Source organism: Sphingomonas sp. (assembly GCF_036387595.1).
In the GTDB taxonomy this organism is placed as follows: domain Bacteria; phylum Pseudomonadota; class Alphaproteobacteria; order Sphingomonadales; family Sphingomonadaceae; genus Sphingomonas.
Map to the genome: position 1 here is coordinate 69157 of NZ_DASVTL010000088.1, position 22524 is coordinate 91680.

At 67.5% G+C, this 22524-nt stretch carries 21 protein-coding genes; 13 read left to right on the top strand and 8 right to left on the bottom strand.

Annotation, left to right across the window (positions count from 1 at the left end; genetic code table 11):
• Window positions 1-203 precede the first annotated feature (203 nt).
• The 3 genes from VF643_RS10340 (at window position 204) to VF643_RS10350 (ending at window position 3358) form a co-directional block, all read left to right on the top strand.
• Window positions 204-1802 (top strand): sodium:solute symporter family transporter, encoded by a 1599-nt coding sequence (locus VF643_RS10340; protein ID WP_331043303.1) that lies wholly within the window; start codon window positions 204-206, stop codon window positions 1800-1802.
• 63 nt (window positions 1803-1865) lie between these two features.
• A complete protein-coding gene (locus VF643_RS10345) occupies window positions 1866-2726 on the top strand; it encodes a 2-dehydro-3-deoxygalactonokinase (RefSeq protein ID WP_331043304.1) in 861 nt (286 codons plus the stop codon).
• Window positions 2723-3358 carry a 2-dehydro-3-deoxy-6-phosphogalactonate aldolase gene (locus VF643_RS10350; protein WP_331043305.1) on the top strand — a complete coding sequence of 212 codons (636 nt, stop codon included), beginning with the start codon at window positions 2723-2725 and terminating at the stop codon, window positions 3356-3358. The genes VF643_RS10345 and VF643_RS10350 overlap by 4 nt, the downstream gene beginning before the upstream one ends.
• A 308-nt stretch (window positions 3359-3666) precedes the next feature.
• Here VF643_RS10350 and galA read toward each other — a convergent pair whose 3' ends face one another.
• A complete protein-coding gene (galA, locus tag VF643_RS10355; protein ID WP_331043306.1) occupies window positions 3667-6138 on the bottom strand; it encodes a beta-galactosidase GalA in 2472 nt (823 codons plus the stop codon).
• Between the two features lie 105 nt (window positions 6139-6243).
• Here galA and VF643_RS10360 point away from each other — a divergent pair, with 105 nt between their 5' ends.
• Window positions 6244-6735, top strand: coding sequence for a hypothetical protein (locus VF643_RS10360; RefSeq protein ID WP_331043307.1), 492 nt, complete (start codon window positions 6244-6246; stop codon window positions 6733-6735).
• Window positions 6736-6766: 31 nt separating this feature from the next.
• Here VF643_RS10360 and VF643_RS10365 read toward each other — a convergent pair whose 3' ends face one another.
• The 3 genes from VF643_RS10365 to VF643_RS10375 all read right to left on the bottom strand — a co-directional run bounded on the left by VF643_RS10365 (window position 6767) and on the right by VF643_RS10375 (window position 8838).
• A complete protein-coding gene (locus VF643_RS10365; protein WP_331043308.1) occupies window positions 6767-6889 on the bottom strand; it encodes a hypothetical protein in 123 nt (40 codons plus the stop codon).
• A 297-nt stretch (window positions 6890-7186) separates the two neighbouring features.
• Complete coding sequence (locus tag VF643_RS10370; RefSeq protein ID WP_331043309.1) at window positions 7187-8218, bottom strand: GGDEF domain-containing protein; 1032 nt, start codon at window positions 8216-8218, stop codon at window positions 7187-7189.
• Between the two features lie 83 nt (window positions 8219-8301).
• On the bottom strand, window positions 8302-8838 hold the full coding sequence (locus tag VF643_RS10375; protein WP_331043310.1) for a peroxiredoxin: 537 nt from the start codon (window positions 8836-8838) through the stop codon (window positions 8302-8304).
• 91 nt (window positions 8839-8929) lie between these two features.
• Here VF643_RS10375 and VF643_RS10380 point away from each other — a divergent pair, with 91 nt between their 5' ends.
• The gene (locus VF643_RS10380; protein ID WP_331043311.1) at window positions 8930-9733 is read left to right on the top strand and encodes an inositol monophosphatase family protein; all 804 of its coding nucleotides are present in this window, start codon (window positions 8930-8932) and stop codon (window positions 9731-9733) included.
• A gap of 526 nt (window positions 9734-10259) precedes the next feature.
• On the opposite strand, the gene VF643_RS10385 is transcribed toward VF643_RS10380, so the two are convergent.
• Window positions 10260-12353, bottom strand: coding sequence for an AsmA family protein (locus VF643_RS10385; protein ID WP_331043312.1), 2094 nt, complete (start codon window positions 12351-12353; stop codon window positions 10260-10262).
• A gap of 160 nt (window positions 12354-12513) precedes the next feature.
• Here VF643_RS10385 and rpmI point away from each other — a divergent pair, with 160 nt between their 5' ends.
• From rpmI to VF643_RS10425, 8 genes are all read left to right on the top strand, one after another.
• The gene (gene rpmI, locus VF643_RS10390) at window positions 12514-12717 is read left to right on the top strand and encodes a 50S ribosomal protein L35 (protein ID WP_331043313.1); all 204 of its coding nucleotides are present in this window, start codon (window positions 12514-12516) and stop codon (window positions 12715-12717) included.
• Between the two features lie 17 nt (window positions 12718-12734).
• Complete coding sequence (gene rplT / locus VF643_RS10395) at window positions 12735-13100, top strand: 50S ribosomal protein L20 (protein ID WP_331043314.1); 366 nt, start codon at window positions 12735-12737, stop codon at window positions 13098-13100.
• 90 nt (window positions 13101-13190) lie between these two features.
• Window positions 13191-14276 (top strand): phenylalanine--tRNA ligase subunit alpha, encoded by a 1086-nt coding sequence (gene pheS / locus VF643_RS10400; protein ID WP_331043315.1) that lies wholly within the window; start codon window positions 13191-13193, stop codon window positions 14274-14276.
• A complete protein-coding gene (gene pheT, locus VF643_RS10405; RefSeq protein WP_331043316.1) occupies window positions 14273-16672 on the top strand; it encodes a phenylalanine--tRNA ligase subunit beta in 2400 nt (799 codons plus the stop codon). The genes pheS and pheT overlap by 4 nt, the downstream gene beginning before the upstream one ends.
• Entirely contained in the window at window positions 16665-17540 is an 876-nt protein-coding gene (locus tag VF643_RS10410) for an aldose 1-epimerase family protein (RefSeq protein WP_331043317.1), read from the top strand. The genes pheT and VF643_RS10410 overlap by 8 nt, the downstream gene beginning before the upstream one ends.
• The gene (locus tag VF643_RS10415) at window positions 17537-17845 is read left to right on the top strand and encodes a hypothetical protein (RefSeq protein WP_331043318.1); all 309 of its coding nucleotides are present in this window, start codon (window positions 17537-17539) and stop codon (window positions 17843-17845) included. Before VF643_RS10410 ends, VF643_RS10415 begins: the two co-directional genes overlap by 4 nt.
• Window positions 17845-18132 (top strand): type II toxin-antitoxin system RelE/ParE family toxin, encoded by a 288-nt coding sequence (locus VF643_RS10420; protein ID WP_331043319.1) that lies wholly within the window; start codon window positions 17845-17847, stop codon window positions 18130-18132. Before VF643_RS10415 ends, VF643_RS10420 begins: the two co-directional genes overlap by 1 nt.
• Window positions 18133-18167: 35 nt before the next feature.
• A complete protein-coding gene (locus VF643_RS10425; RefSeq protein ID WP_331043320.1) occupies window positions 18168-19733 on the top strand; it encodes a peptide chain release factor 3 in 1566 nt (521 codons plus the stop codon).
• Between the two features lies 1 nt (window position 19734).
• On the opposite strand, the gene VF643_RS10430 is transcribed toward VF643_RS10425, so the two are convergent.
• The 3 genes from VF643_RS10430 to VF643_RS10440 form a co-directional block, all read right to left on the bottom strand.
• Window positions 19735-20619: a bestrophin family protein gene (locus VF643_RS10430; RefSeq protein ID WP_331043321.1), complete on the bottom strand. Its 885-nt coding sequence runs from the start codon at window positions 20617-20619 to the stop codon at window positions 19735-19737.
• A 1-nt stretch (window position 20620) separates the two neighbouring features.
• On the bottom strand, window positions 20621-21670 hold the full coding sequence (folP, locus tag VF643_RS10435; RefSeq protein WP_331043328.1) for a dihydropteroate synthase: 1050 nt from the start codon (window positions 21668-21670) through the stop codon (window positions 20621-20623).
• A gap of 10 nt (window positions 21671-21680) precedes the next feature.
• On the bottom strand, window positions 21681-22524 hold an 844-nt coding region (locus VF643_RS10440), incomplete at its 5' end, for a site-specific DNA-methyltransferase (RefSeq protein ID WP_331043322.1).

Sequence of the window (22524 nt, forward strand, 5' to 3'; positions counted from 1 at the left end):
AAGAACTTGGAACCTCTATGGAAGGCGCCTGCCGCGCGATGGACCCCGGCCTGCGCCGGGGTGACGGACTATCCGTAACGGACAACGCCCGAACATTCCCGGGTGACGGCCATTTCGCGGCGACGAGCGGACCAGCAATGATCCGATAATTGCTTGGCCCCCTCCCGCGCCTGCGCTATCCCTTACGAAAAGGGGATGGGCACGTGACCTTGTCGACGATCGATATCGTGGTGGTGGCGGCCTATGCGGTCTTCATCTTCGTGCTGGCGCAATGGGTCAGCCGCGAGAAGGCGGGGAAACCTAAGGATTCGTCGGACTATTTCCTGGCGTCCAAATCGCTGCCGTGGTGGGCGATCGGCGCGTCGCTGATCGCGGCCAACATCTCCGCCGAACAGATCGTCGGCATGGCGGGGTCGGGCTATGCGATCGGGCTGGCGATCGCGTCCTATGAATGGATGGCGGCGCTGACGCTGCTGATCGTCGGCAAATTTTTCCTGCCGATCTTCCTGCGCAACGAAATCTACACGATGCCGCAGTTCCTGGAACAGCGGTACGGCCCGTCGATCCGCACGATCATGGCGCTGTTCTGGCTGGCGCTCTATATCTTCGTGAACCTCACCTCGATCATCTGGCTCGGTTCGATAGCGGTCAACCAGGTCGCGGGCGTCGACCAGAATGTCGCGCTGTTCGCGCTCGGCGCCTTCGCCTTGCTCTACCAGATCAAGGGCGGGCTGAAGGCGGTCGCGCTGACCGATATCGTCCAGGTGACGCTGCTGGTCGCCGGCGGGCTGCTGGTGTCCGCGCTGACGCTCGGCAAGATCGGCGGCGATGCGGGGATCATCGGCGGCTTCACCGAACTGGCCCGGCGGGCGCCCGGCCATTTCGACATGATCCTGTCGCCGGACAACCCGCATTACAGGGAACTGCCCGGCCTCGCGGTGCTGATCGGCGGCATGTGGATCGCCAATCTCAGCTATTGGGGGTTCAACCAGTATATCATCCAGCGCGCGCTGGCCGCCAAGAGCCTGGCCGAGGCGCAGAAGGGCGTGGTGTTCGCCGCCTTCCTGAAACTGCTGATGCCGCTGGTCATCGTCGTACCCGGCATCGCCGCGGTGGTGCTCGCCCCCGATCTCGCGCGGCCCGACCAGGCGTATCCGACGATGCTGCGACTGCTGCCGCCGGGGCTGCTCGGGCTGGTGTTCGCGGCGCTGATCGCGGCGATCGTCGCCTCGACCGCGTCCAAGATCAACTCGATCGCGACCATCTTCACGCTCGATCTCTATGCCAAATACCGCAAGATTCCCACGCTGGCCGAGGACGACGTGTCCGGCCGAGCCGGCGGCGAGCGCAAGCTGGTGCTCGTCGGCCGGATCACCGCCTGCGTTGCGATCGTCATCGCGATGCTGACGGCACGGCCGCTGATCGGGCAGTCGGACCAGGCGTTCCAGTTCATCCAGGAATTCTCCGGCTTCTTCACGCCGGGGATCACGGTGATCTTCCTGCTCGGCCTGTTCTGGAAGCGCGCCAACGAGGCAGGGGCAATCGCCGCGGCGGTGGCGTCGGTCGTCGTCTCCTTCCTCTTCTATCAATTCCTGCCCGAATTCCCGTTCATGAACCGGATGAGCGTGGTCTTCCTGATCTCGCTGGCGCTGGCGGTCGTGCTGTCGCTGGTGGTGAACGCGCGCGCCAACAGCAACCGCATCACGATGCAGGGCGTTAACTTCACCACGACGGCCGGGTTCAATGCAGGAGGAGTCGCGGTGATCCTGATCCTGATCGCACTCTACGCGACGTGGTGGTAGCAGATGTCGCGCACACGCGACGGGGTGGTGAGAGATGTCGCACGCACGCGACGGGGCGGTAAGATGAGCGACGCCTTCATCGCAGTCGACTGGGGCACGACGAACCGGCGCGCCTTCGTCATCCGGGAAGGCGCGGTCGTCGCAACCGAGCGCGACGATCACGGCGCCGCGATGGTGCCGCGCGACGACTATCCGGCCGAGGTGGCCGGGATTCGCGCACGGCTCGGCGAGCTGCCGATGCTGCTCGCCGGCATGGTCGGATCGACGATCGGCTGGCGTCAGGTACCCTATGTCGCGGCGCCGGCCGGGTTCGAGGAGATCGTCGCCGCGCTGGATTACGTCGACGATCGCACCGCGATCGTCCCCGGCCTCTGCTATCGCGATGCGGTGCGCGCCGACGTGATGCGCGGGGAGGAGGTGCAATTGCTCGGCGCTTTCGCGGCCGGCAGCGTGCCCGCCGACGGCCTGCTCGCCCAGCCCGGCACGCATTGCAAATGGGCGCGGCTGGAAGGTGGGCGGATCACCGGCTTCACCACCGCGATGACCGGCGAATTGTTCTCGCTGCTGCGCGCCCACAGCCTGTTGCGCCATCAGATGGACGGGACGGCCCAAGCCAATGACGCGTTCCTCGCCGGCGTCGCGGAGGGTGCGCGCCACGATCTGGCCGCCAGCCTCTTCGCCATCCGCGCGCGCGCGGTGCTGGGCGCGAAGGAGGATGCAACCTCGTTCGCCAGCGGCCTGCTTATCGGTGGCGACGTCGCGGCGCGGATCGTCTCGAGCGAAACAGTGTACATCCTCGCCGATCCGCCGCTGAGCGACCTGTATTCCGCCGCGGTCACCGCGCTGGGCGGCACGCCGCATATCGTCGGCAGCCGGGCGTCGTTCGTCGCGGGCATCACACGTATCCGGGAGATGACCGCATGAAGCACCGTGCCGATTTCGACGCCGCCTTCGCGCGCTGCCCGCTCGTCGCCATCCTGCGCGGGGTGAAGCCCGACGAGGTGGAGGCGATCGGCGATGCACTGGTCGGCGCAGGCTTCACGATCATCGAAGTTCCTATGAACTCGCCCGACCCGCTGGACAGCATCGCGCGCCTGGCGAAACGGCTCGAAGGCCGCGCGATCATCGGCGCGGGCACCGTGCTGCGCGTCGCGGACGTCGATGCGGTCGGCGCGGCGGGAGGCACGGTCATCATCGCGCCAAATGCCGACGTCCGGGTTATCGCAGCAGCCGCAGAGCGGGGGTACGTCGCGATGCCCGGCATCGCGACGCCCACCGAAGCCTTCGTCGCCCTCGAAGCCGGCGCCGCCGCCCTCAAACTCTTCCCCGCCGAAGCCGCCAGCCCCGCCGTGCTCAAGGCCATGCGCGCGATCCTGCCAAAGGAGACGCGGGTTCTCCCCGTCGGCGGCATCGTGCCGGAGGTGCTGGCGGAATGGACGAAAGTGGGCGCGGCAGGGTTTGGCCTCGGATCTGCACTCTACGCACCGGGTATGGAGGCGGACGAGGTGGGCGCGCGGGCGGGAAAGTTCGTGGCGGCGCTGGCGGCGGTGAAGTAAGCGTCCGCAGCAGGCGAGCCTGCCAGGTGCAGCTGTCCTACAACCCGCAAGCCGTGCAATCGTTGCCGCGACTCGGATCGTCTGGCACCTGCTCTTTCTCATCGACAAGCATGACATCCGCCACGCATTTCGACGTGCGCACGACCGCACGCGTCACCTTCGTCGAGATCGCCCCCCGCGCCGGCGAAGACCCCGTGTAGGATGTGACTTTCCAGTGACCTTTCGCACACGTCCGATGCGTATTTGCGTTACCTTCATTACCTTTCGCGCGTGTCCGCAGGAATCCGCGCGGGTCGATATTCGGGCGGTCAGCCCTTCATTCCCACCAATCGCACGCTGTCCCCGCGCAATCCCTCTGCGGTGACCGACGCCAGCATCGGCCCACCCCTCTCGCCGATACGCAGGATCGCCTGCGCCAGCCCGTGGAACGCGCGGCGCTCGCTCGCCACGTCGGCCTCCAGGCTCGTCGGATCGCCATTGCCGACGCCGATGATTGCCGCATCCCCCGCCACCTTGAAGCGCAGCAGGTCCGCGGCATCGGGTACCGGGCGCCCGCGCGCATCGACCACCTCGGCGCGCAGCATCACCACATCGTCGCCACCCGCCCGCGCGATCCTCTTGTCGGCGGTCAGCACCACCGCCGCAGCGCGCCCCGCGGTCTCGCGCACGTCGCGCGCGACGCGCCGCCCACCATCGAAGCCGCGCGCCTCCAGCTTGCCGGGCGCGTAGGGAACGCTCCACGCCAGGTGACGGTTGCGCGGCATCGCCTTGCGCCCCAGCGAGCGGCCGTTCAGCAGGAGTTCGACCTCGGCACAATTGCCGTGGACCCAAACCTCCACGGGTTGGCCGTCTTTCCCAGGCCATGTCCAGTGCGGCAGCAGGTGGACCAAGGGCTGTTCCGGCCGCCACCACGCGCGATAGTAGAAGTAATTGTCCTTGGGAAAGCCACAGGTGTCCAGCACACCGAAATAGCTGGAAATACTCGGGAATTGCGCAAAAGGCGTCGGCTCGCCGCGGTAATCGAACCCGGTCCAGATGAACCCGCCCGCGATGTACGAACGCTCGGCGGCGATTGTCCACCAGGCTTCCGCGGTCGATGCCCACCACGGATGTTCGGTGTCATAGGCCCGCACGACGTGGGCGGCGGCATCATTGGCATAGGCACCGCGAGTGGACACGGTGCTGCCGGTTTCCGACCCATAGATCGGCACTGTCGGCGACGCCGCGTGGAACGCCTCCATCTTATCGGTGCGGTAGTTGAAGCCGACGACATCGACGACCCGTGCCGCGCCCGCATCCCAGCTGTTGTCGAAGGCGAAGGTCGTCGGGCGCGTCGGGTCGAGCCGGCGCACATGGGCTTGCATCGCCGCGGTGATCCGCGCACCCTTGGCGCTCCCCTGCTGCGGCTCCTCGTTGCCCAGGCTCCAGGCGATGACGCACGGGTGGTTGCGGTCGCGCCGCACGATGCGGTCGAGCTGGCTCGCGGCCTCGTCGTCGCTGCTGTTCAGCCGCGCCTCGACGATCATCAGCATGCCCGCTTCGTCGCACGCGTCGAGCAGCGCGGTGGCGGGCGGGTTGTGCGCGCTGCGCCACGCGTTCGATCCCATCGCCTTCAACTGCGCGACGCGCCAGGCGTGGAGCGCATCGGGAATGCCGGTGCCGACGCCGGCATGATCCTGATGATTGCACGTGCCGAGCAGCTTGGCCGGCTGCCCGTTGAGCAGGAACCCGCGCGCCGCATCGAACCGGATCGTGCGGATGCCGAAGCGGGCTTCGTGCGCATCGACGATGCGGGTGCCGACGCGCAGTTCGGCGTGCAGGCGATAGAGGTTGGGCGAATCGACCGACCACAGCTTTGCGGCGGGCACGCGCGCCTGCGCCTCCACGTGCGCGGTCTCGCCTGCGGCGATGCGGAACGCGACTTCGGGCAGCGTCGCGACGGTCGCGCCATCGGCTCCGGTGATCCATTGCCGCAGCACGCCCGAAGCCTCGCCCGCACCGTCGTTGACGATGTCGGTCGCCGCCGACACCCGCGCGCCCTCGGCACCGGGTTCGCCCACTATAACGATCCCCGATTCGGGGATGTGCAGCGGATCGGTGCGGATGAGATCCACGTGGCGGTAGATGCCGGCACCCTCGTAGAACCACCCCTCCCCCAGGGTTGCGTCGACGCGCACTGCGATCACATTGGCGCCGCCATCATAATCGAGGAAGTCGCCGATCGCGACTTCGAACGGCGCGTAGCCGCTCTCGTTGCGACCCACGATATGACCGTTGACGAACACCAGGCAGTCGCGGAACACCCCGTCGAACGCCAGCACGATGCGCCGCCCCCGGTCCGCCGCGGTCACGGCGATAGGGCAGCGATACCAGCCGATGCTGTTGGCGGGATGCGCGCGGCCGATCGCCTTGAAGCCGTGCGCGGCGACTGCATCCTCGCTGTCCTTGGGTGCAGGTGCGGCAGGTGAGGCGAAGGGCAGCGCGACGGCCCAGTCGTGCGGCACGCGCACCGCCGTCCATGCGGAATCGTCGAAGGCGGGCAGCGCCGCATCGGCGGTCGCCGCGCCGGCTTTGGCAAAGGTCCGCTGGTTGCGCCCGAAACCGAAGTCGCGATCGAGGTCGGACGCGTGGCCCAGGTGGAAGCGCCACCGCGCCAGCCGCTCGCGCCGCTGCACCGGCCTATCCGTGGCGGCATGCCCGGCGGCGCTCATGGCAAGTCCGGAACCGGCCAGCGCAATGCTGCCGGTCGCGATCAGATCGCGGCGTGTGATCCGTGGCATCCTCGTCCTCCGTTTTTTGTCCGATAATTGAGCCGGCGGCCTACCGCAACCGCGTTGCCCGAGACGCGTTCACACTGGGAAGGGATTGCCTTGCGCCATATTCTGATGACCCTGAGTAGCTGCATGATCCTTTCGGCCTGTGGCGCCGCGGACTCGCCGCCGTCGAACAGCACTGCGGCCGGCTTCGTACCGCCACCGACCCAGGCGCCCTCGCCCGTTCCCGGTCAGGCGCAGACCGTGCCGCTCACCGCCTATATCGGCCGTTATCCGGATCAGCCGGTCGATGGCGTCGGCTTCTTCGATCGCACCGAAGTCGCGACCGCGCTCGACGGTGCGGTGAACGATGCGGCGCTGCGGCGCGCGATCATCCACAATGCGGGTCCGCGGACTCCCATCTTCCAGGTCGGCAGCCGCGTGGCGACCTGGGGCTGCGCGGCGCACGATTGCGGCAACCGCAACTGGACGCTTCTCGTCGATGCCGCGTCGGGCAAGGGCGAAGTCTGTTATCAGGACGGTGCGATAAACCGCAGCCGGTGGTACAGCGGCGGTACGGCCGTGCTCCGGCCCGGTGGTTGCCCACCGAGACCGGCGAGCTGAGGATGCTGGATTATCTGCGCGGCGCGTGTCCTCAGGCGATGCCGGTGCCCGACGGCGTCAGGATCAAGGCGACCGTCGCGGCGAAGGTCGCAAGGCCGATCGCAAGGGGAGGGAGGGTGCAGGCGAAGCGTCGGGTCAAGGACAGATGGTTCATCGGGATGCTCCGGGAGCAGGCGCTCAGACGATGGGAAGGACTGGGACGGCGGCGCTGATTGCGACGGCGGCGAAGACGAGTGCGCCGAAGAAGGAGACCGCAACGCGCTGAGCATTGGCATAGTTGATCATGTCGAATTCCTTGCTGAACCAAGCAGCAGAACCATTCCGCTGCTTATAGCCTCTGCTTTGCAGAGAGCGTGCCAAATGCGTAAGTGCCTGTGTTTGCTGATTTGTCGCAGAACAAAGGCAAGTCCATGGCGCGATATGCCAGGCGGGTTGGCGCGTGGCGCCGATCTTAGGCGGTAGCCACCTGGTTTCGCCCGCCGGCCTTGGCGGTGTAGAGCAGGCGATCGGCGCGTTCGAAGGCTGTTTCGATATCGTCGCCCGTCTGGATCGCGGTGAGGCCGACCGACATCGTGATGACGCCCAGCGCGGCATCGGTGTCGCGGTCGCGGAAGCGCTTTACCGCGATCGCGGCGCGCGCCTCCTCGACGACTTCGGCAGCCTGGCTCAACGTCACCGATTTCAGCAGGACCGCAAATTCCTCACCGCCGTGCCGCGCCACGAGATGCCCCTCGCAGGCGCCCACCAGGATGCGGGCGACCGCGCCCAGAACACGGTCGCCGACGGGATGGCCATGCTCGTCGTTGATGCGTTTGAAACGATCGACGTCGCACAGCGCCAGGCACCAGGGCGCAGCGGACGAGGCCCGGTCGGCAAACGCCTCTTCGAAGGCGCGGCGGTTGGGCAGCCCGGTCAGGCTGTCGCGGCGCGCGATCACGCTGGCCTCGGCCAGCTTTTCGCGCAACGTATCGGCCTCCCGCGTCGCCGTGGCGAGCCGCGATTCGGCATCGTGAACCCTGGCGATCATCGTGCCGGCGATACGGGCGATCTCGTCCAGGCCATCGACGGGCGGCATCCGTTCGAACGCCGCGGCGCTCGCGGCCAAATCCTGCCCGAAGCCACGAGTCTCCGCGTAGATCGCGCGCACCATGTCGGCAAAGCCGTCGGCCTGCTCGCGGGCGCCCGCTTCGGCGGCTTCCTGCGCGCGCGTCGCTGCGGCATCGGGCCATTCGCGACTGGTCGCACGCGGCCCGGCCACCTGCGCACAGAGCCGCTCTATATCGACCGGCCGCAACCGCAGGCGTCCGTCAACCAGCTGCTCGACCGCACGCGCGATCGGCCCCCCTGGATTGCTGAGCACGGCATGTGCGAACCGATAATGATCCGGATCGGCGCTCAATCGCTGCTCGGCCAGGAACAGGCCGATCCGATCGTACAATTCGGTTTCCGGCCCGTCCCGCCGCGCTGCGTTGGCGCCCCGCATAAATCCCCCGATGCTCACCGACCGGGGTGTTAATGAAGAAACCTTAGCAACCCGTGACCGGGCCGGCCCGTTTGCCGACCCGCTTAGCGGCGGGGCAGCTTCGCGACGGCGGCAAGCGTCATCGCGACATGATCCGCAGGGTTCATGTCGTTGTGCGCGAAGGCGACGCGACCGTCGCGCGCGATGACATAGCTGGTACGGCTGGTGACCTGCCGCCCCTTGATCTCGCGGCCCAGCGCGACATCGTAGCCCGCAACCACCGCCGGGCCGGCGCTGGCCACCGCGAACTTGCCCGCACATTCGCTCGCCGAGAACTTCGCCAGTTCCTCGACAGGATCGGCGGACATGCCGATCACCGTCGCGCCCGCCTTCCTGAAGTCGGCGACGCGCTCCGCGAATGCCCGTGCCTCTGCATTGCAGCCGGAGGTGAAGGCGGCGGGGAAGAAGTAGAGCACGACCGGCCCCTTCTTCAACTGCTCGGCCAGATGCACCGTGAACACCTTGCCCGCGATCGCGCCGCGCGTGGTGAAGTCGGGTGCCTTGGCCCCCGGCGCCAGCGCCGCGGAAGCGGGTGCGGAGAGAAGGACGGCGGCAACGGCGGCGACAGCAGCAAGGCGCATGGAAGAACTCCGACAGGGATGTATCGACGCTAGGCCGATCGCGCCCCCGCGTCCATTGCCGTGGCGCCCGCCCGCCGATAGGCACGGCGCCATGCCCGTCACCCGATCCGACATCGACCTCGCGCACCGCCTCGCCGATACCGCGGGCGCGATCATCCGCGACTATTTCCGCAAGCCCGCAGGGTTGGAGATCAAGGACGACCGGTCCCCGGTGACGCTGGCCGACCGCGAGGCCGAGACCGCGATGCGCCGCCTGATCGAGGCGGAGCGATCGGGCGACGGCATCATCGGCGAGGAGCATGGCACCAAGGAAGGCGTGTCCGGACGCCACTGGGTGCTCGATCCGATCGACGGAACCCACAGCTTCACCGCGGGCCGCGCGATCTTCGGTACGCTGATCGCGCTGGTCGAGCACGGCTGGCCGGTGCTCGGGGTCATCGACCAGCCGGTGCAGCGCGAACGCTGGTTCGGCGTGGCGGGCAGACCGACGACGTTCAACGGCGTGCCCGTGCACACCCGCCTGTGCGCCGAACTGGAAGGCGCGGTCCTGGCGACCACCAGCCCGCATTATTTCGGCGACGACGCGGCTCTGCGCTTCCTGGCGCTGACCGCCGCGACCTCGGGTGGCCATAATCGGATGACCCCGATCTATGGGGGGGATTGCTATAATTACGGGCTGGTCGCGTCCGGGCAGATCGACCTGGTGTGCGAATCGGGGCTGAAGTTCCACGATTTTGCAGCACTGGTGCCGATCGTCGAAGGCGCCGGCGGGCGGATGTGCGACTGGAACGGCGATCCGTTGACCGCCCAGAGCGAGGGCCATGTGCTGGCGATCGGCGACCCGGCGCGGGTGGACGACGTGCTGGAGGCGCTGCACCGGGTCCACGATCACTGAGCTGCGCGCCTTTTCACGATCGGAACCGGACACACCGGACACTACGTCCCAGCGCAAAATCCCTCCGGTCGTAAATTCGCGGCCACGAATGCCGGCCGCGCCTGTGCGGGATATCGCGCGGACATCTTGGCTCGAAAGCCAGCGATTCGTGCTTGCGCGTGGATGCGGATGGGGAGGGAGGAGGAATACGCCATGCCGCTATGCTGGCACGGCAGGCAGGCTGTAGGACAGCCCCTAAGCCCATGCCCTTCGACTTCGCTCAGGGCGGAGCGCGATAGACGGTTCCAGAGTCGTTCGCGATCAAGCTGATACGCCTTGCATAGCGAACGCCTCCCCGGCGAAGGCCGGGGTCCAAGCGCACAGGTCGTGCGGACGTGAGGACGAACCTTACCATCTACGCATGCCGGCCTGGGCCTCGGCCTTCGCCGGGGAGGCAGTGATCTTGCATCCTCGGACCGAGCCATATGCAATTCTACTCCCTGGAAGGAGCGGGGCTATTGCGTATCAACTTGGTCGCGAACCGGCTCTAAAAAATGCCCAGGAACTTCTTGCGCTTGGCCTGGGGCTTGTCGCCGTCGGTCTTGGAGATCGTGCCGCGACCGACGTCGTCGCGCGGTTCGCCCTTGGTCGTGCGCTGCGCCCGTGCGGTCGCGGCCGCCAATATGGGTCCGCAGGCCGCGGATTTGGCGTTGCCGACGTCGACGAACGCCAGCACCGCGGCAGGTGGCGTCGCGAGCAGCGCCAGGCCGAGTCCGGCGCCTGCCCGGCTCAGCAGTTGCGGGCTGATGACGTCGAGCCGGGGGGAGGCGAAATAGCCGCCGATGCCGACCGGGGACTGGCCGGAGAACAGGCTGAATTTCTTGCCGTCGGCGCGAAACGCCAGATCGACCGCCTCGGTCTTGAAACTGAAGCCGCCGCGCCCGGCGATCACGTTCTTGGACGTGTCGATCAGGATGGGATCGGCCGCCGCGACGCCGTCGCGCACGGTGAAGGCGATCAGCCCGCAATTGACCTGGACGGGCTTCTTCAACTTCTCCTCGAACATCTTCTGCACGAAGGTGCCGAGATCGAGTTCGGCGAGCTGGACGTTGCGCGTCCACAAGGTGCCGCCGGGCATCGTGAAGGCGATCCGGCCGCGCGACGTGGCGAGCGACCGGTGGATCGAGTCGCCGCGCCCGGCCAGCTGTGCGCGTCCCTTGATCGTGCCGGTCGTGCCCGATTCGATCAGGCCGTAGCCGGCGAGCAGCCGCCCCAGCGGTGTCGGCGACAGGCGGATGTCATAGGAGACCGCGCTGGGTCGGGGCCGAGTGTCGAACACCAGGTCCGATGCGACGTTGCCGCGCGCCATCGAGAAGGTCAGTGGTGACAGGGCCAGGCGCCCGCGTTCGAGATCGAGCGTCATGTCGATGTTCGACACCGGCACGTTGCGCGATCGCACGGCCGCGATCGTCCATTTCAGATCGGCATCGAAGCGCTGCATCGTGGCGACCGGAAATTCGGCATCCGGCATCAGCCGCTGGGGTGCAGCACCCGTGGCCGCAGCCGCAGCGACGGTGCCGCGCGCGGCGACGATGTCGGGATTGTAGCCGATGAACGGCGCGGCATCGACGATATCGAGCCGCCGCGTCGTCAGCACCGAATCGAGGTGGATACGCGCCGCGTTGGTGATCGTCAGCCGGCCGGCGACGTCGCTCTGACCAAATCGGCCCGCCATGTTCGTGAAACGGTAACGGTCGCCCGATTTCACCAGCCGCGCGGCGACATCGTAGCGGCGGGTCTGCGGGATGACGACGCCGATGATCCCCAGCAGTTCGGACATGTCCCGGCCGCGCGCACGGGTGCGCAGCGGCACGTTTTCGATATCGGCCAGGCTGGGTAGCGTACCGGCGATGTCGATGACGTTGTTCGCCGCGCGCATCTGCGCGACCAGCTTGTTCTGCCCGCGCGCCACGGTTTCATTCGGCGAGAGGAGGCGCGCGGTGACGGTGAACGGCGTCCTGCGCACGATTCCGGTGCCTTGCACGCCCACCGTGTCGCCGATGCGCGCGTCGGTGGAGCGGATCGTGTCGATCTTCAGATCCGCGAGTACCTGCAGCTGCGGATCGATGTAGCGCGCCGTGCTGCCCACGACGGTCGCACGGTCGATCCGCGGCAGGGCGAACGGCTCGCCGCCCTTCTTCCCGCTGAAGGTCCAGGTGTTGGTGCTGTGACTGGGCGTCCATTCCAGATCGAGCGCGGCCCCGCGAAGATCGAGGCCGTAGAGCCGACGCTTGCCGAAGATCAGCGACAGCGGCGCGATGCGGGTGTCGATCAGGTCGGCGCGGAAGAGTTCGGGGCGGGTCGCCCAGGCGGGGTTGGCGACGGTGATCCGTTCGGCGAGCAGCTTTATCCTGAGCGGCGCGAAATACAGCTGGAAATCGCCCGCGACCGCGACCTTGCGATCCGTCTGACCAGCGACGAATCGCTCGAACACGGGTTTCAGGAACCGCCCCTTGGTGATGAACAGCACCAGCCAGATCGCAAATATGGTGCCGAGCACGCCGATCAGGGTGTTGCGGACGATATGGCGGCGGGGGCGACTCACGGGCGCCGCTGTCGGGGTATCACGCGCTACATCCATGGACGCGGTATCGCACGGACCGCGCGCTGGTTCCACCGTGGTTGCAATCCGGATGCCCCGCGCGTAAGGACGCACGCTTCTCGTGCGGTGCGCATGAAGACGACCCGGCCACAAGGGCTGCCGCGGCTGTCGGATGCATCGCCAATTCGAAAGGACCAAAATGCCCAAGCTCAAGACCAAGAGCGGCGTCAAGAAGCGCTTCCGGCTGACCGCGACCGGTCTGCTCAAGCACGGCGTCGCCGGCAAGCGCCACCGCCTGCATCATCACAACGGCAAGTACATCCGCCAGAACCGCGGCACCAAGCTGCTCTCCAAGGCCGACACCGCCGCCGTCAAGGCGTGGGCGCCTTACGGTCTCGGCTGAGCGGAAGGAATTAGACAATGGCACGCGTCAAACGCGGTGTAACCACCCGCGCCAAGCACAAGAAGATCCTGGAACAGGCGAAGGGCTATTACGGCCGGCGCAAGAACACGATCCGCATCGCCCGTCAGGCCGTCGAAAAGGCGGGGCAATATGCCTATCGCGACCGCAAGGTAAAGAAGCGCACGTTCCGTGGGCTGTGGATCCAGCGCATCAACGCCGGCGTCCGCGCCGAGGGGCTGACGTATTCGCAGTTCATGCACGGCTGCAAGCTGGCGGGCATCGAACTCGACCGCAAGGTTCTGGCCGATATCGCGATGCACGAGGAAGCGGCATTTACCGCGATCATCGCGCAGGCGAAGGCGGCTCTGCCCCAGGCCGCCTGAGGCACGCCTGCTGCGAGTGAGATAGGGGCGCGGATGGCTAGGCCATCCGCGCCCTTTTCGTTATCGGCGGGGCCGACGAAGAGGGACAAGATGACCGATCTCGACCAGATGCGCGCGCATATGCTCACCGCGATCGACGCGGCGGCGGGACTCGACGCGCTCGATGCGGTGCGGGTCGAGGCGCTGGGCAAGCAGGGGCGGGTGACGCAAATGCTGAAAACGCTGGGCGCGATGTCCGCCGACCAGCGCCAGGTCGAGGGGCCGCGTATCCAGGGGCTGCGCACCGCCGTCGCCGATGCGATCGCGGCGCGCAAGGAGACGCTGGAGCGCGCGGCGCTCGACGCGCGGCTGGCGAGCGAGACGCTCGACATGACCTTGCCCGCCGACGCGCCGCTGACGGGTACGATCCATCCGGTGAGCCAGGTGATGGACGAACTGGCGGAGATCTTCGCCGATCTGGGCTTCGCGGTCGCGACCGGGCCGGAGATCGAGGACGACTGGCATAATTTCACCGCGCTCAACATCCCCGAGAGCCATCCGGCGCGGGCGATGCACGATACGTTCTACTGCGAGCCGCAGGCGAGCACGAATGGCGCTGCGCGAATGCTGCTGCGCACCCACACCAGCCCGGTGCAGATCCGGACGATGCTGAGCCAGAAACCCCCGATCCGCATCATCGCGCCGGGCCGCACGTATCGGTCCGACAGCGACGCGACCCACACGCCGATGTTCCACCAGGTCGAAGGGCTGGTGATCGACAAGGGAATCACGCTCGGGCACCTGAAGTGGACGCTGGAGACCTTCCTCAAGGCGTTCTTCGAGCGCGACGACATCGCGCTCAGGCTGCGTCCGAGCTATTTCCCCTTCACCGAACCCTCGGCGGAGGTCGATGTCGGTTACACCATCGTCAAGGGCAAGCGCGTCATCGGCGGGTCCGAGGGGTGGATGGAAGTGCTCGGCAGCGGCATGGTCCACCGCAAGGTGATCGCCGCATGCGGGCTCGATCCGGACGAGTGGCAGGGCTTCGCGTTCGGCTGCGGGATCGATCGGCTGGCGATGCTGAAATACGGCATGGACGACCTGCGGCCGTTCTTCGACGGCGATATCCGCTGGTTGAAGCATTACGGATTTTCGGCGCTGGACGTGCCCACCTTGTCCGGGGGAGTGGGCGCATGAAGTTCACCTTGTCCTGGCTCAAGGAGCATCTGGAAACCCAGGCATCGCTGGATGCGATCGTCGAGGCGCTGACGCGGATCGGCCTGGAGGTCGAAGGCGTCGCCAATCCCGGCGAGGCGCTGGCGCCGTTCCGGGTCGCCAAGGTGCTGTCGGCAGAGCGTCACCCACAGGCCGACAAGCTGCAGGTGCTGTCGGTCGATGCCGGCGATGGTCCGCTACAGGTCGTGTGCGGTGCGCCCAATGCGCGCCCGGGGCTGATCGGCGTGTTCGGCAGCCCCGGCACCTATGTGCCCGGCGCCGATATCACGCTGAAGGTCGCCGCGATCCGCGGGGTCGAATCGAACGGCATGATGTGCTCGACCCGCGAATTGCAGCTGGGCGACGAGCATGACGGCATCATCGAACTGCCCGCCGATGCCCCCGTCGGCACCAGCTACGCCGATTATGCCGGGCTGAGCGATCCGGTGATCGACGTGAGCGTCACGCCGAACCGCCAGGACTGCATGGGCGTGCGCGGCATTGCGCGCGATCTGGCGGCGGCGAGGCTGGGTGCGCTCAAGCCGCTCGACGTCGATCCGGTCATGGGCGAAGGCCCCGGCCCGGACGTGCGCACCGACAGCCCCGCCTGCCCAGCCTTCTTCGCGCAAGGGGTGAGCCGCCTGACGAACGGCCAGGCGCCCGAATGGATGCGGCGGCGGCTGGTCGCGATCGGGCAGAAGCCGATTTCGGCATTGGTCGATATCACCAATTACGTGATGTTCGATCTCGGCCGCCCGCTGCACGTCTATGACCGCGCCAGGCTGTCGGGCGGGCTGGTCGCACGCGCCGCGCATGAGGGCGAGAGCGTCGTCGCGCTCAACGGGCGCAGCTATACGCTGGCGGCTGGGATGACGGTCATCGCCGACGATGCGGGCGTCCACGACATCGGCGGCATCATGGGCGGCGCGCATTCGGGCGTGTCCGCGGAGACGACCGACGTCATCATCGAATGCGCCTATTTCGACCCCGATGCGATCGCACGCACCGGCCAGGCGCTGACGCTGACCAGCGACGCGCGCACGCGTTTCGAACGGGGTGTCGATCCGGCGTTCCTCGACGACGGGCTGGCGATCGCGACGCGGATGGTGCTCGACCTGTGCGGCGGCCGGGCGAGCGGCGTGACGCGTGCGGGCGCGGCCCCGGTCGAGCAACGCATCGTCTCCTATGACCCGCATCTGTGCCGCGATCTCGGCGGGCTCCATGTCGCGCCCGAGCGGCAGGCGCGCATCCTGCTGTCGCTCGGCTTCTCGGTCGGCGCGATTACCCACCCCGATGCGTTCAGCGACGCGTTGTTCGCGACGATCGAGGGCCGGTGGCCGGTGCGTGTACCGACATGGCGCCGCGATATCGACGGCGCCGCCGATCTGGTCGAGGAAGTGATCCGCATCGAGGGCATCGACAAGGTGCCCGCGGTCGCCCTGCCCCGCGCACCCGGCGTCGCGCGGCCGACCGCTACGCCCGAACAGAAGGTCGAGCGCCGCGTCCGCCGTGCCGCCGCCGCGCGCGGGCTGGACGAGGCGGTGACGTGGAGCTTCCTTCCAGAAGCGCACGCCGCGGCATTCGGTGGCAGCGCCTGGACGCTGGCCAATCCGATCAGCGAGGATTTGAAGGCCATGCGCCCGTCGCTGCTGCCCGGACTGCTGTCCGCCGCGGCGCGCAACCTGCGCCGGGGCACATCGTCGGTGCGGCTGTTCGAACTGGGGCGGCGCTATCTGGCGGATGCGGAGCGCGCGACGCTCGGCATCGTCCTGACGGGCGATCGCCGCGCGCGCGGCTGGCAGCACGGCAAGGCCGTCACGTTCGACGCGTTCGATGCCAAGGCGGAGGCGATGGCGTTGCTCGCGGCGGCCGGCGCTCCGGTCGACAATCTCCAGGTCATGGGCGACGCCGGCGAGGCCTGGCACCCCGGCCAGTCGGGAACGCTGCGGCTCGGCCCCAAGACGATTCTCGCGGCGTTCGGGATGCTCCACCCGCAGGTGCTCAAGGCGTTCGATCTCGACGGCGCCGTGGCGGGCGTGGAATTGTACCTGGACGCGGTTCCCGCACGACGTCAGGCGGGTTTTTCGCGGCCAGCCTTTGCCCCGCCGCCCTTGCAGGCGGTACGGCGCGACTTCGCCTTCGTGGTGCCGGCCGGGGTCGCCGCCGATGCGCTGGTCCGCGCGGTTCGCGGCGCGGACAAGGCGGCGATCGTGGGCGCGCGGGTCTTCGACGTATTCGTCAAGGATGACGAGACCTCGATCGCGATCGAGGTGATGCTCCAGCCGCACGACGCCAGCTTCACCGACGAGCAGTTGAAGGCGATCGCGGACAAGGTCGTGGCCGCCGCCGCCAAGCTGGGCGTGACATTGCGTGGCTGAGTGGGTCACCATTACCGGCGACGGGCTGACCGCCGCGATCAACCCGCTGGGCGCCGAATTGTCGAGCCTGCGCGATGCAGCTGGTCGCGAATTGATGACCGATGCCGATCCGCGCTTCTGGGCCGGGCGCGCGCCGATCCTCTTTCCCGTCGTCGGACGCCCGTCGGGCGACGTGATCCGCGTCGATGGCCGCGAATATCCGATGAAGCAGCATGGCTTCGCGCGGACGCGAGACTTTGCCGTCGTCGATCAGGCCGCCGATCGCGTGACCTTTCGCCTGACCGACGATGAGGGAACGCGGGTGCATTACCCGTTCGCGTTCCGGCTCGACATCGCGTTTCGGATGGAGCGCGCGACCTTGTCGGTCGACGTGACGATCGCCAACAGCGGCGACGTGCCGCTGCCCGCCAGCTTCGGATTTCATCCTGCTTTCGCCTGGCCGCTGCCCTATGATCGCGACCGCGCCGATCACCGGATCGTCTTCGGCGCCGACGAGCCGGACGAGTTGCGCGCGATCGCCGACGACGGCACCATCGCCGCGGGCACGCGCCCTTCCCCGCTCGATGGCCGCACGCTGACGCTGCGCGACGCGTTGTTCGAGAAGGACGCGCTGGTTTGGGATCATATCCGCTCGGACCGGGTGACCTATGGCGCGAGCGACGGCCCGCAGCTGGAGATCGCGTTTCCCGACACGCCGATGCTGGGCATCTGGACCAAGCCCGGCGCGCATTACGTTTGCGTCGAGCCCTGGCACGGCATTGCGGATCCGGAGGGCTATGCCGGCGAGTTCTGTGACAAGCCCGGCGTGTTCGCGGTCGCACCGGGCGCGAGCAGGCGGATTGGGATGAGCGTGACGCTCGCTGGTTGAAGCGACGCGAGCAAGAAGCTACGTTGATTTTTATGGCGAGCCCGCTTCATCTTGATTCCACCACCCAGCAGGCGATGGACGAACTCGTGAGCGCCGGGATGTTCGAATCCCGCGAACAGGTGCTGAGTGAGGGCGTCCGCCTTGTCCGTCGGCGAGAGGGTTTCGACGCCGGTGTCGATGCCGAACCGCTCGATCCGAGCACGATTGCGGCGATCGAGCGCGGGATCGAAGACATGGAGCAAGGGCGGAGCCGACCCGCCAAGGATGTGTTCGACGACCTCCGCCGGCGCTACGCGCCGACTTAGTGAAGGTCTTCATCACGGCGCAAGCCGAACAGGATTTGAGCGCGCTTCGTTACTGGATCGCCGAAGACAATCCCGAGCGAGCTGATACCTTCCTGGACGAGCTGGACCAACGTATCGCCAGTTTGGAGCATTGGTCCAAGCGCTTTCCCATTGCATACGCGTCACGGCACGGACCGGTGCGGCGCTTGGTGCACAGGGGCTACCGCATTCTGTATCTGGTCTGGGCGGACCGTGTGGAGGTACTGCACGTCCATCACGGCTCGCGTGCCGCGCCCTCTTTCGACTGACCGATCATCAGGTCGGCAGCGTTCCATAGGACATCATGACCCCATCCCCCCGCCGCACCTTCGCGATCATCTCTCACCCCGACGCCGGCAAGACGACGCTGACCGAAAAGCTGCTGTATTTCGGCGGCGCGATCCATCTGGCCGGTGAGGTCAAGGCGCGCGGGCAGAACCGGCGCGCGCGTTCGGACTGGATGAAGATCGAGCAGCAGCGCGGCATCTCGGTCACCTCGTCGGTGATGACGTTCGAGCGGCAGGGCATCACCTTCAACCTGCTCGACACACCGGGGCACGAGGATTTCTCCGAGGATACCTATCGCACGCTGACCGCGGTCGATTCGGCGGTGATGGTGATCGACGCCGCCAAGGGGATCGAGCCGCAGACGCGCAAGCTGTTCGAGGTGTGCCGGCTGCGCAGCGTGCCGATCATCACCTTCGTCAACAAGGTCGACCGCGAGGGCCGCGATCCGTTCGAACTGCTCGACGAGGTCGCCGAGATGCTCCAGCTCGACGTGTGCCCGATGAGCTGGCCGGCCGGCATGGGCGGCGAGTTCGAGGGGGTGTACGATCTCTACGCCAACACGCTGAGCCGCCCGGAAGGCCCCAGTCGCGAGTTCATGGGTGGCGCACTGCCCTTTACCGGGCTGAACGATCCGGCGTTGGCCGCGACGCTGTCCGACGCAGGCATGACGCGGCTGCGCGACGAGGCCGAACTCGCGCAGGGCGGCTATGCGTCGTTCGATGCGACACGCTATCGCGCGGGCGACCTGACCCCGGTGTATTTCGGTTCGGCGCTGAAGGATTTCGGGGTCGCCGAACTGATCGAGGCGCTCAGCCGCTTCGCGCCGCCGCCGCGCCCGCAACCCGCCGAACCCGCCGCCGTCGATCCATCGGGCAGCGAAGTCACCGGCTTCGTCTTCAAGGTCCAGGCCAATATGGACCCCAACCACCGCGACCGGATCGCGTTCATGCGGCTGTGTTCGGGGGTGTTCAAGCGCGGCATGAAGCTGACGCCGTCGGGCAGCGCGAAGCCGATCGCGGTGCATTCGCCGATCCTGTTCTTCGCGCGAGACCGCGAACTGGCGGACGAGGCGTTTCCCGGCGACATCATCGGCATCCCCAACCACGGTACTTTGCGGGTGGGGGATACCTTGTCCGAGCGCAACGCCGTGCGCTTCACCGGCCTGCCCAATTTCGCGCCGGAAATCCTGCGCCGCGTCGTGTTGAAAGACCCGACCAAGACCAAGCAGTTGCGAAAGGCGCTCGACGACATGGCCGAGGAAGGCGTGACCCAGGTCTTCTATCCCGAGATCGGCTCCAACTGGATCATCGGCGTCGTCGGCCAGTTGCAGTTGGAGGTGCTGCTCAGCCGGCTGGACGCCGAATACAAGGTCGCCGCCGCGCTGGAGCCGGCCCCCTTCGATACCGCGCGCTGGATTTCGGGCGAAGCGGCGGATCTGAAGGCGTTTACCGACATCAACCGGTCGGCGATGGCAAAGGACCGCGACGGCAACCCGGTGTTCCTGGCCAAGAGCGCATGGGAGGTGGGGTATATCGCCGACCGCTATACCAAGGTCACCTTCGCCGCGACGCGGGAGCGGTAGGCTACCACAGCACGCCTTTCACCGGTTGCAGCGGTTCGGGCGCGGGGTCGCCGATGGCTTGCAGGAGGTCGATCTCGATCGTGCGGCACATCGCGCTGAGCGATACGTCGTGGACGGTGTTGGCGAACGGATCGACCAGATCGTCACCGATCCTGAGCACCGCCAGGAACATCAGTCCCGCGATCGTCGATCCGAGCGGGGTGGCGAAGCCCAGCGTCTCGACCAGCCCGATCGGGAGCAGCACGCAGAACAGATGCGCGAACAGCGTCGGGAAGAAGCGGTATTGATTGGGCAGCGGCGTGTTCTTCAGCCGCTCCATCCCGCCTTGCGCGTTGGCGATGTCGATCAGCACGCTCTCGAACCGGCTCTGCTGGATGGTGTCGAGCCAGCCCTCGCGCACCGCATCGGCGATCCGGCGGCCGGTGCCGTCGACCAGGCCGTTGGCGATATTGGTCCGTGCCAGCGCAGGTTCGGCCTCGCCGTGGGAGAGGAAGCGCAGCACCTCGGCATCGACCGGCTGGCGGCGCAACTGGCACCGCAGCGCGTTCACATAGGCGATCTGGCGCAGCACGATCGTGCGCTTGAGGTCATGCGCCTGCGGCTGGGGCAGGAAGTTGCGCGCGGCCCGCGCCAGGCTGCGCGAGGCGTTTATCATCGCGCCCCAGAGGGTCCGTCCCTCCCACCAGCGCTGATAGGCCGAATTGCTGCGGAAGCCGAGGAACAGCGCGAGCACGGTGCCGAACAGGGTCAGCGGGAGCGATGGGGCGCGAAACGGCAGGACGTAATAGGTCACCGTGACGATCACGTCCCAGATGAACAGTGCCGCGAGCGGACGCCAGACCTCGGCGACGATGGTGCGATAGCGGGGGACGGCAGCGACGATCATGTCAGCCCACCAAAGCACGGTCGCGCAGGCCGCGCCACACCCGCGACGCCTGCACCGTCTCCGCAACATCGTGGACGCGCAGCATCTGCACGCCTGCCTCCAGCCCCCGCATCGCCAGCGCCAGGCTGCCGCCGAGCCGCGCCGCGACCGGCGCCTCGTTCGACAGCGCGCCGATCATCCGCTTGCGGCTGGCGCCGAGCATCACCGGGCACCCCAGACCGTGGAACGCGGCGAGACCGTTGATAAGCGCGAGATTGTCGGCGAGCGACTTGCCGAACCCGATGCCCGGATCGACCGCGATCAGGCTTCGATTCACCCCGGCGGCGGCGACCAGATCGACGCGTGCTTCCAGCCAGGCGAACACGTCGGCGACGACATCGCCGTAGGTCACGCGGGCATGGCCGCCACCCTTGGGATCGGGCGAATGCATCAGGATGACCGGGCACCCGGCCTTTGCCGCCACGTCGAGCGCGCGATCGTCCCAGAGCAGCGCGGACACGTCGTTGACGATGCCGGCTCCAGCCGCGAGCGCCGCCTCCATCACCGCGGCCTTGCGCGTGTCGATCGAGACCAACGTACCGGCGGCGGCCAGGCGCTCGACGATCGGGATGGTGCGGGCGATCTCGTCGCCTTCCCACACCGCCGCCGCGCCGGGCCGGGTGGATTCGCCGCCGAGATCGACCAGCGCCGCGCCGAGCGCGGCCATGTCGATGCCGGCCGCCGCGGCGGCGGCCGGATCGGCGTGCCTGCCGCCATCGGAAAAGCTGTCGGGGGTGACGTTCAGGATGGCGGCGACGTGCGGCTGATCGAAGCGCAGGGTCCGGGCGCCGACCGTCCAGGCGGCGCGGGGTGCGGTGAAGCGGGCGTGGAGCAGCGCGGCCCGGTTGCCCAGCGTCGCGACTTCCGCCACGGGCACGCTCCAGCGGCGGGTGCCCTCGACCACGTCATAGGCGGCATACCACAGCATCCCGCCGGCCAGGCGCGCGACGCTGCCTTCCTCGTGCCCTACGGGCGTGGCGACGAATCGTGCCGGGGTGAGATGCGAGATCAGGCCCGACCCCTCACGGTTGCGTGGCCAGCAGATAGGTCTGGCGCAGCGTGTCGATCGGGGCGAGTGTCCCTTCCGCATCGTGGTGCCAGAAGGTCCAGCCGTTGCACGCCGGGGCGCCCTGCACCGTGGCGCCGAGCTTGTGGATCGAGCCGATCTTGCCGCAGTCGCTGAGCAGCGATCCGTCGGCGCGCACCGTCGCGCGCCAGCGGCGCTTCGCGTCGGTCAGCACCGCGCCTGCGATCAGATAGCCGGTTTCGACGATCGTCCCGAACGCGACCTTGGGTGCCGCGCGTGGGCTTTGCATCGTGCGCAGCGCCGATTCGTCGAGCGGCAGCGCCGCCTCGATCCGGTCGATCGCCGCTGCACAATAACCGGTCTCGCGCTCGATCCCGATCCAGCGCCGCCCCAGCCGCTTTGCGACCGCTCCCGTCGTCCCGGTCCCGAAGAACGGGTCGAGCACGACGTCACCCGGCTGGGTGCACGCCAGCAGAATCCGATAGAGCAACGCTTCGGGCTTCTGGGTCGGATGGACCTTCACCCCGTCCTTCTTGAGCCGCTCCTGCCCCCCGCAGATCGGAAACTCCCAGTCGCTGCGCATCTGCAACTCGTCGTTCAGCGTCTTCATGCTGCGATAGTTGAAGGTGTATTTCGCCTTCTCGCCCTTGGACGCCCAGATCAGCGTCTCGTGCGCGTTGGTGAAGCGGGTGCCGCGGAAATTGGGCATCGGGTTGGCCTTGCGCCAGACGATGTCGTTGAGGATCCAATAGCCCAGATCCTGCACCGCCGCGCCGACCCGGAAGATGTTGTGATAGCTGCCGATCACCCAGATCGTGCCGTCGTCCTTCAGGATCCGG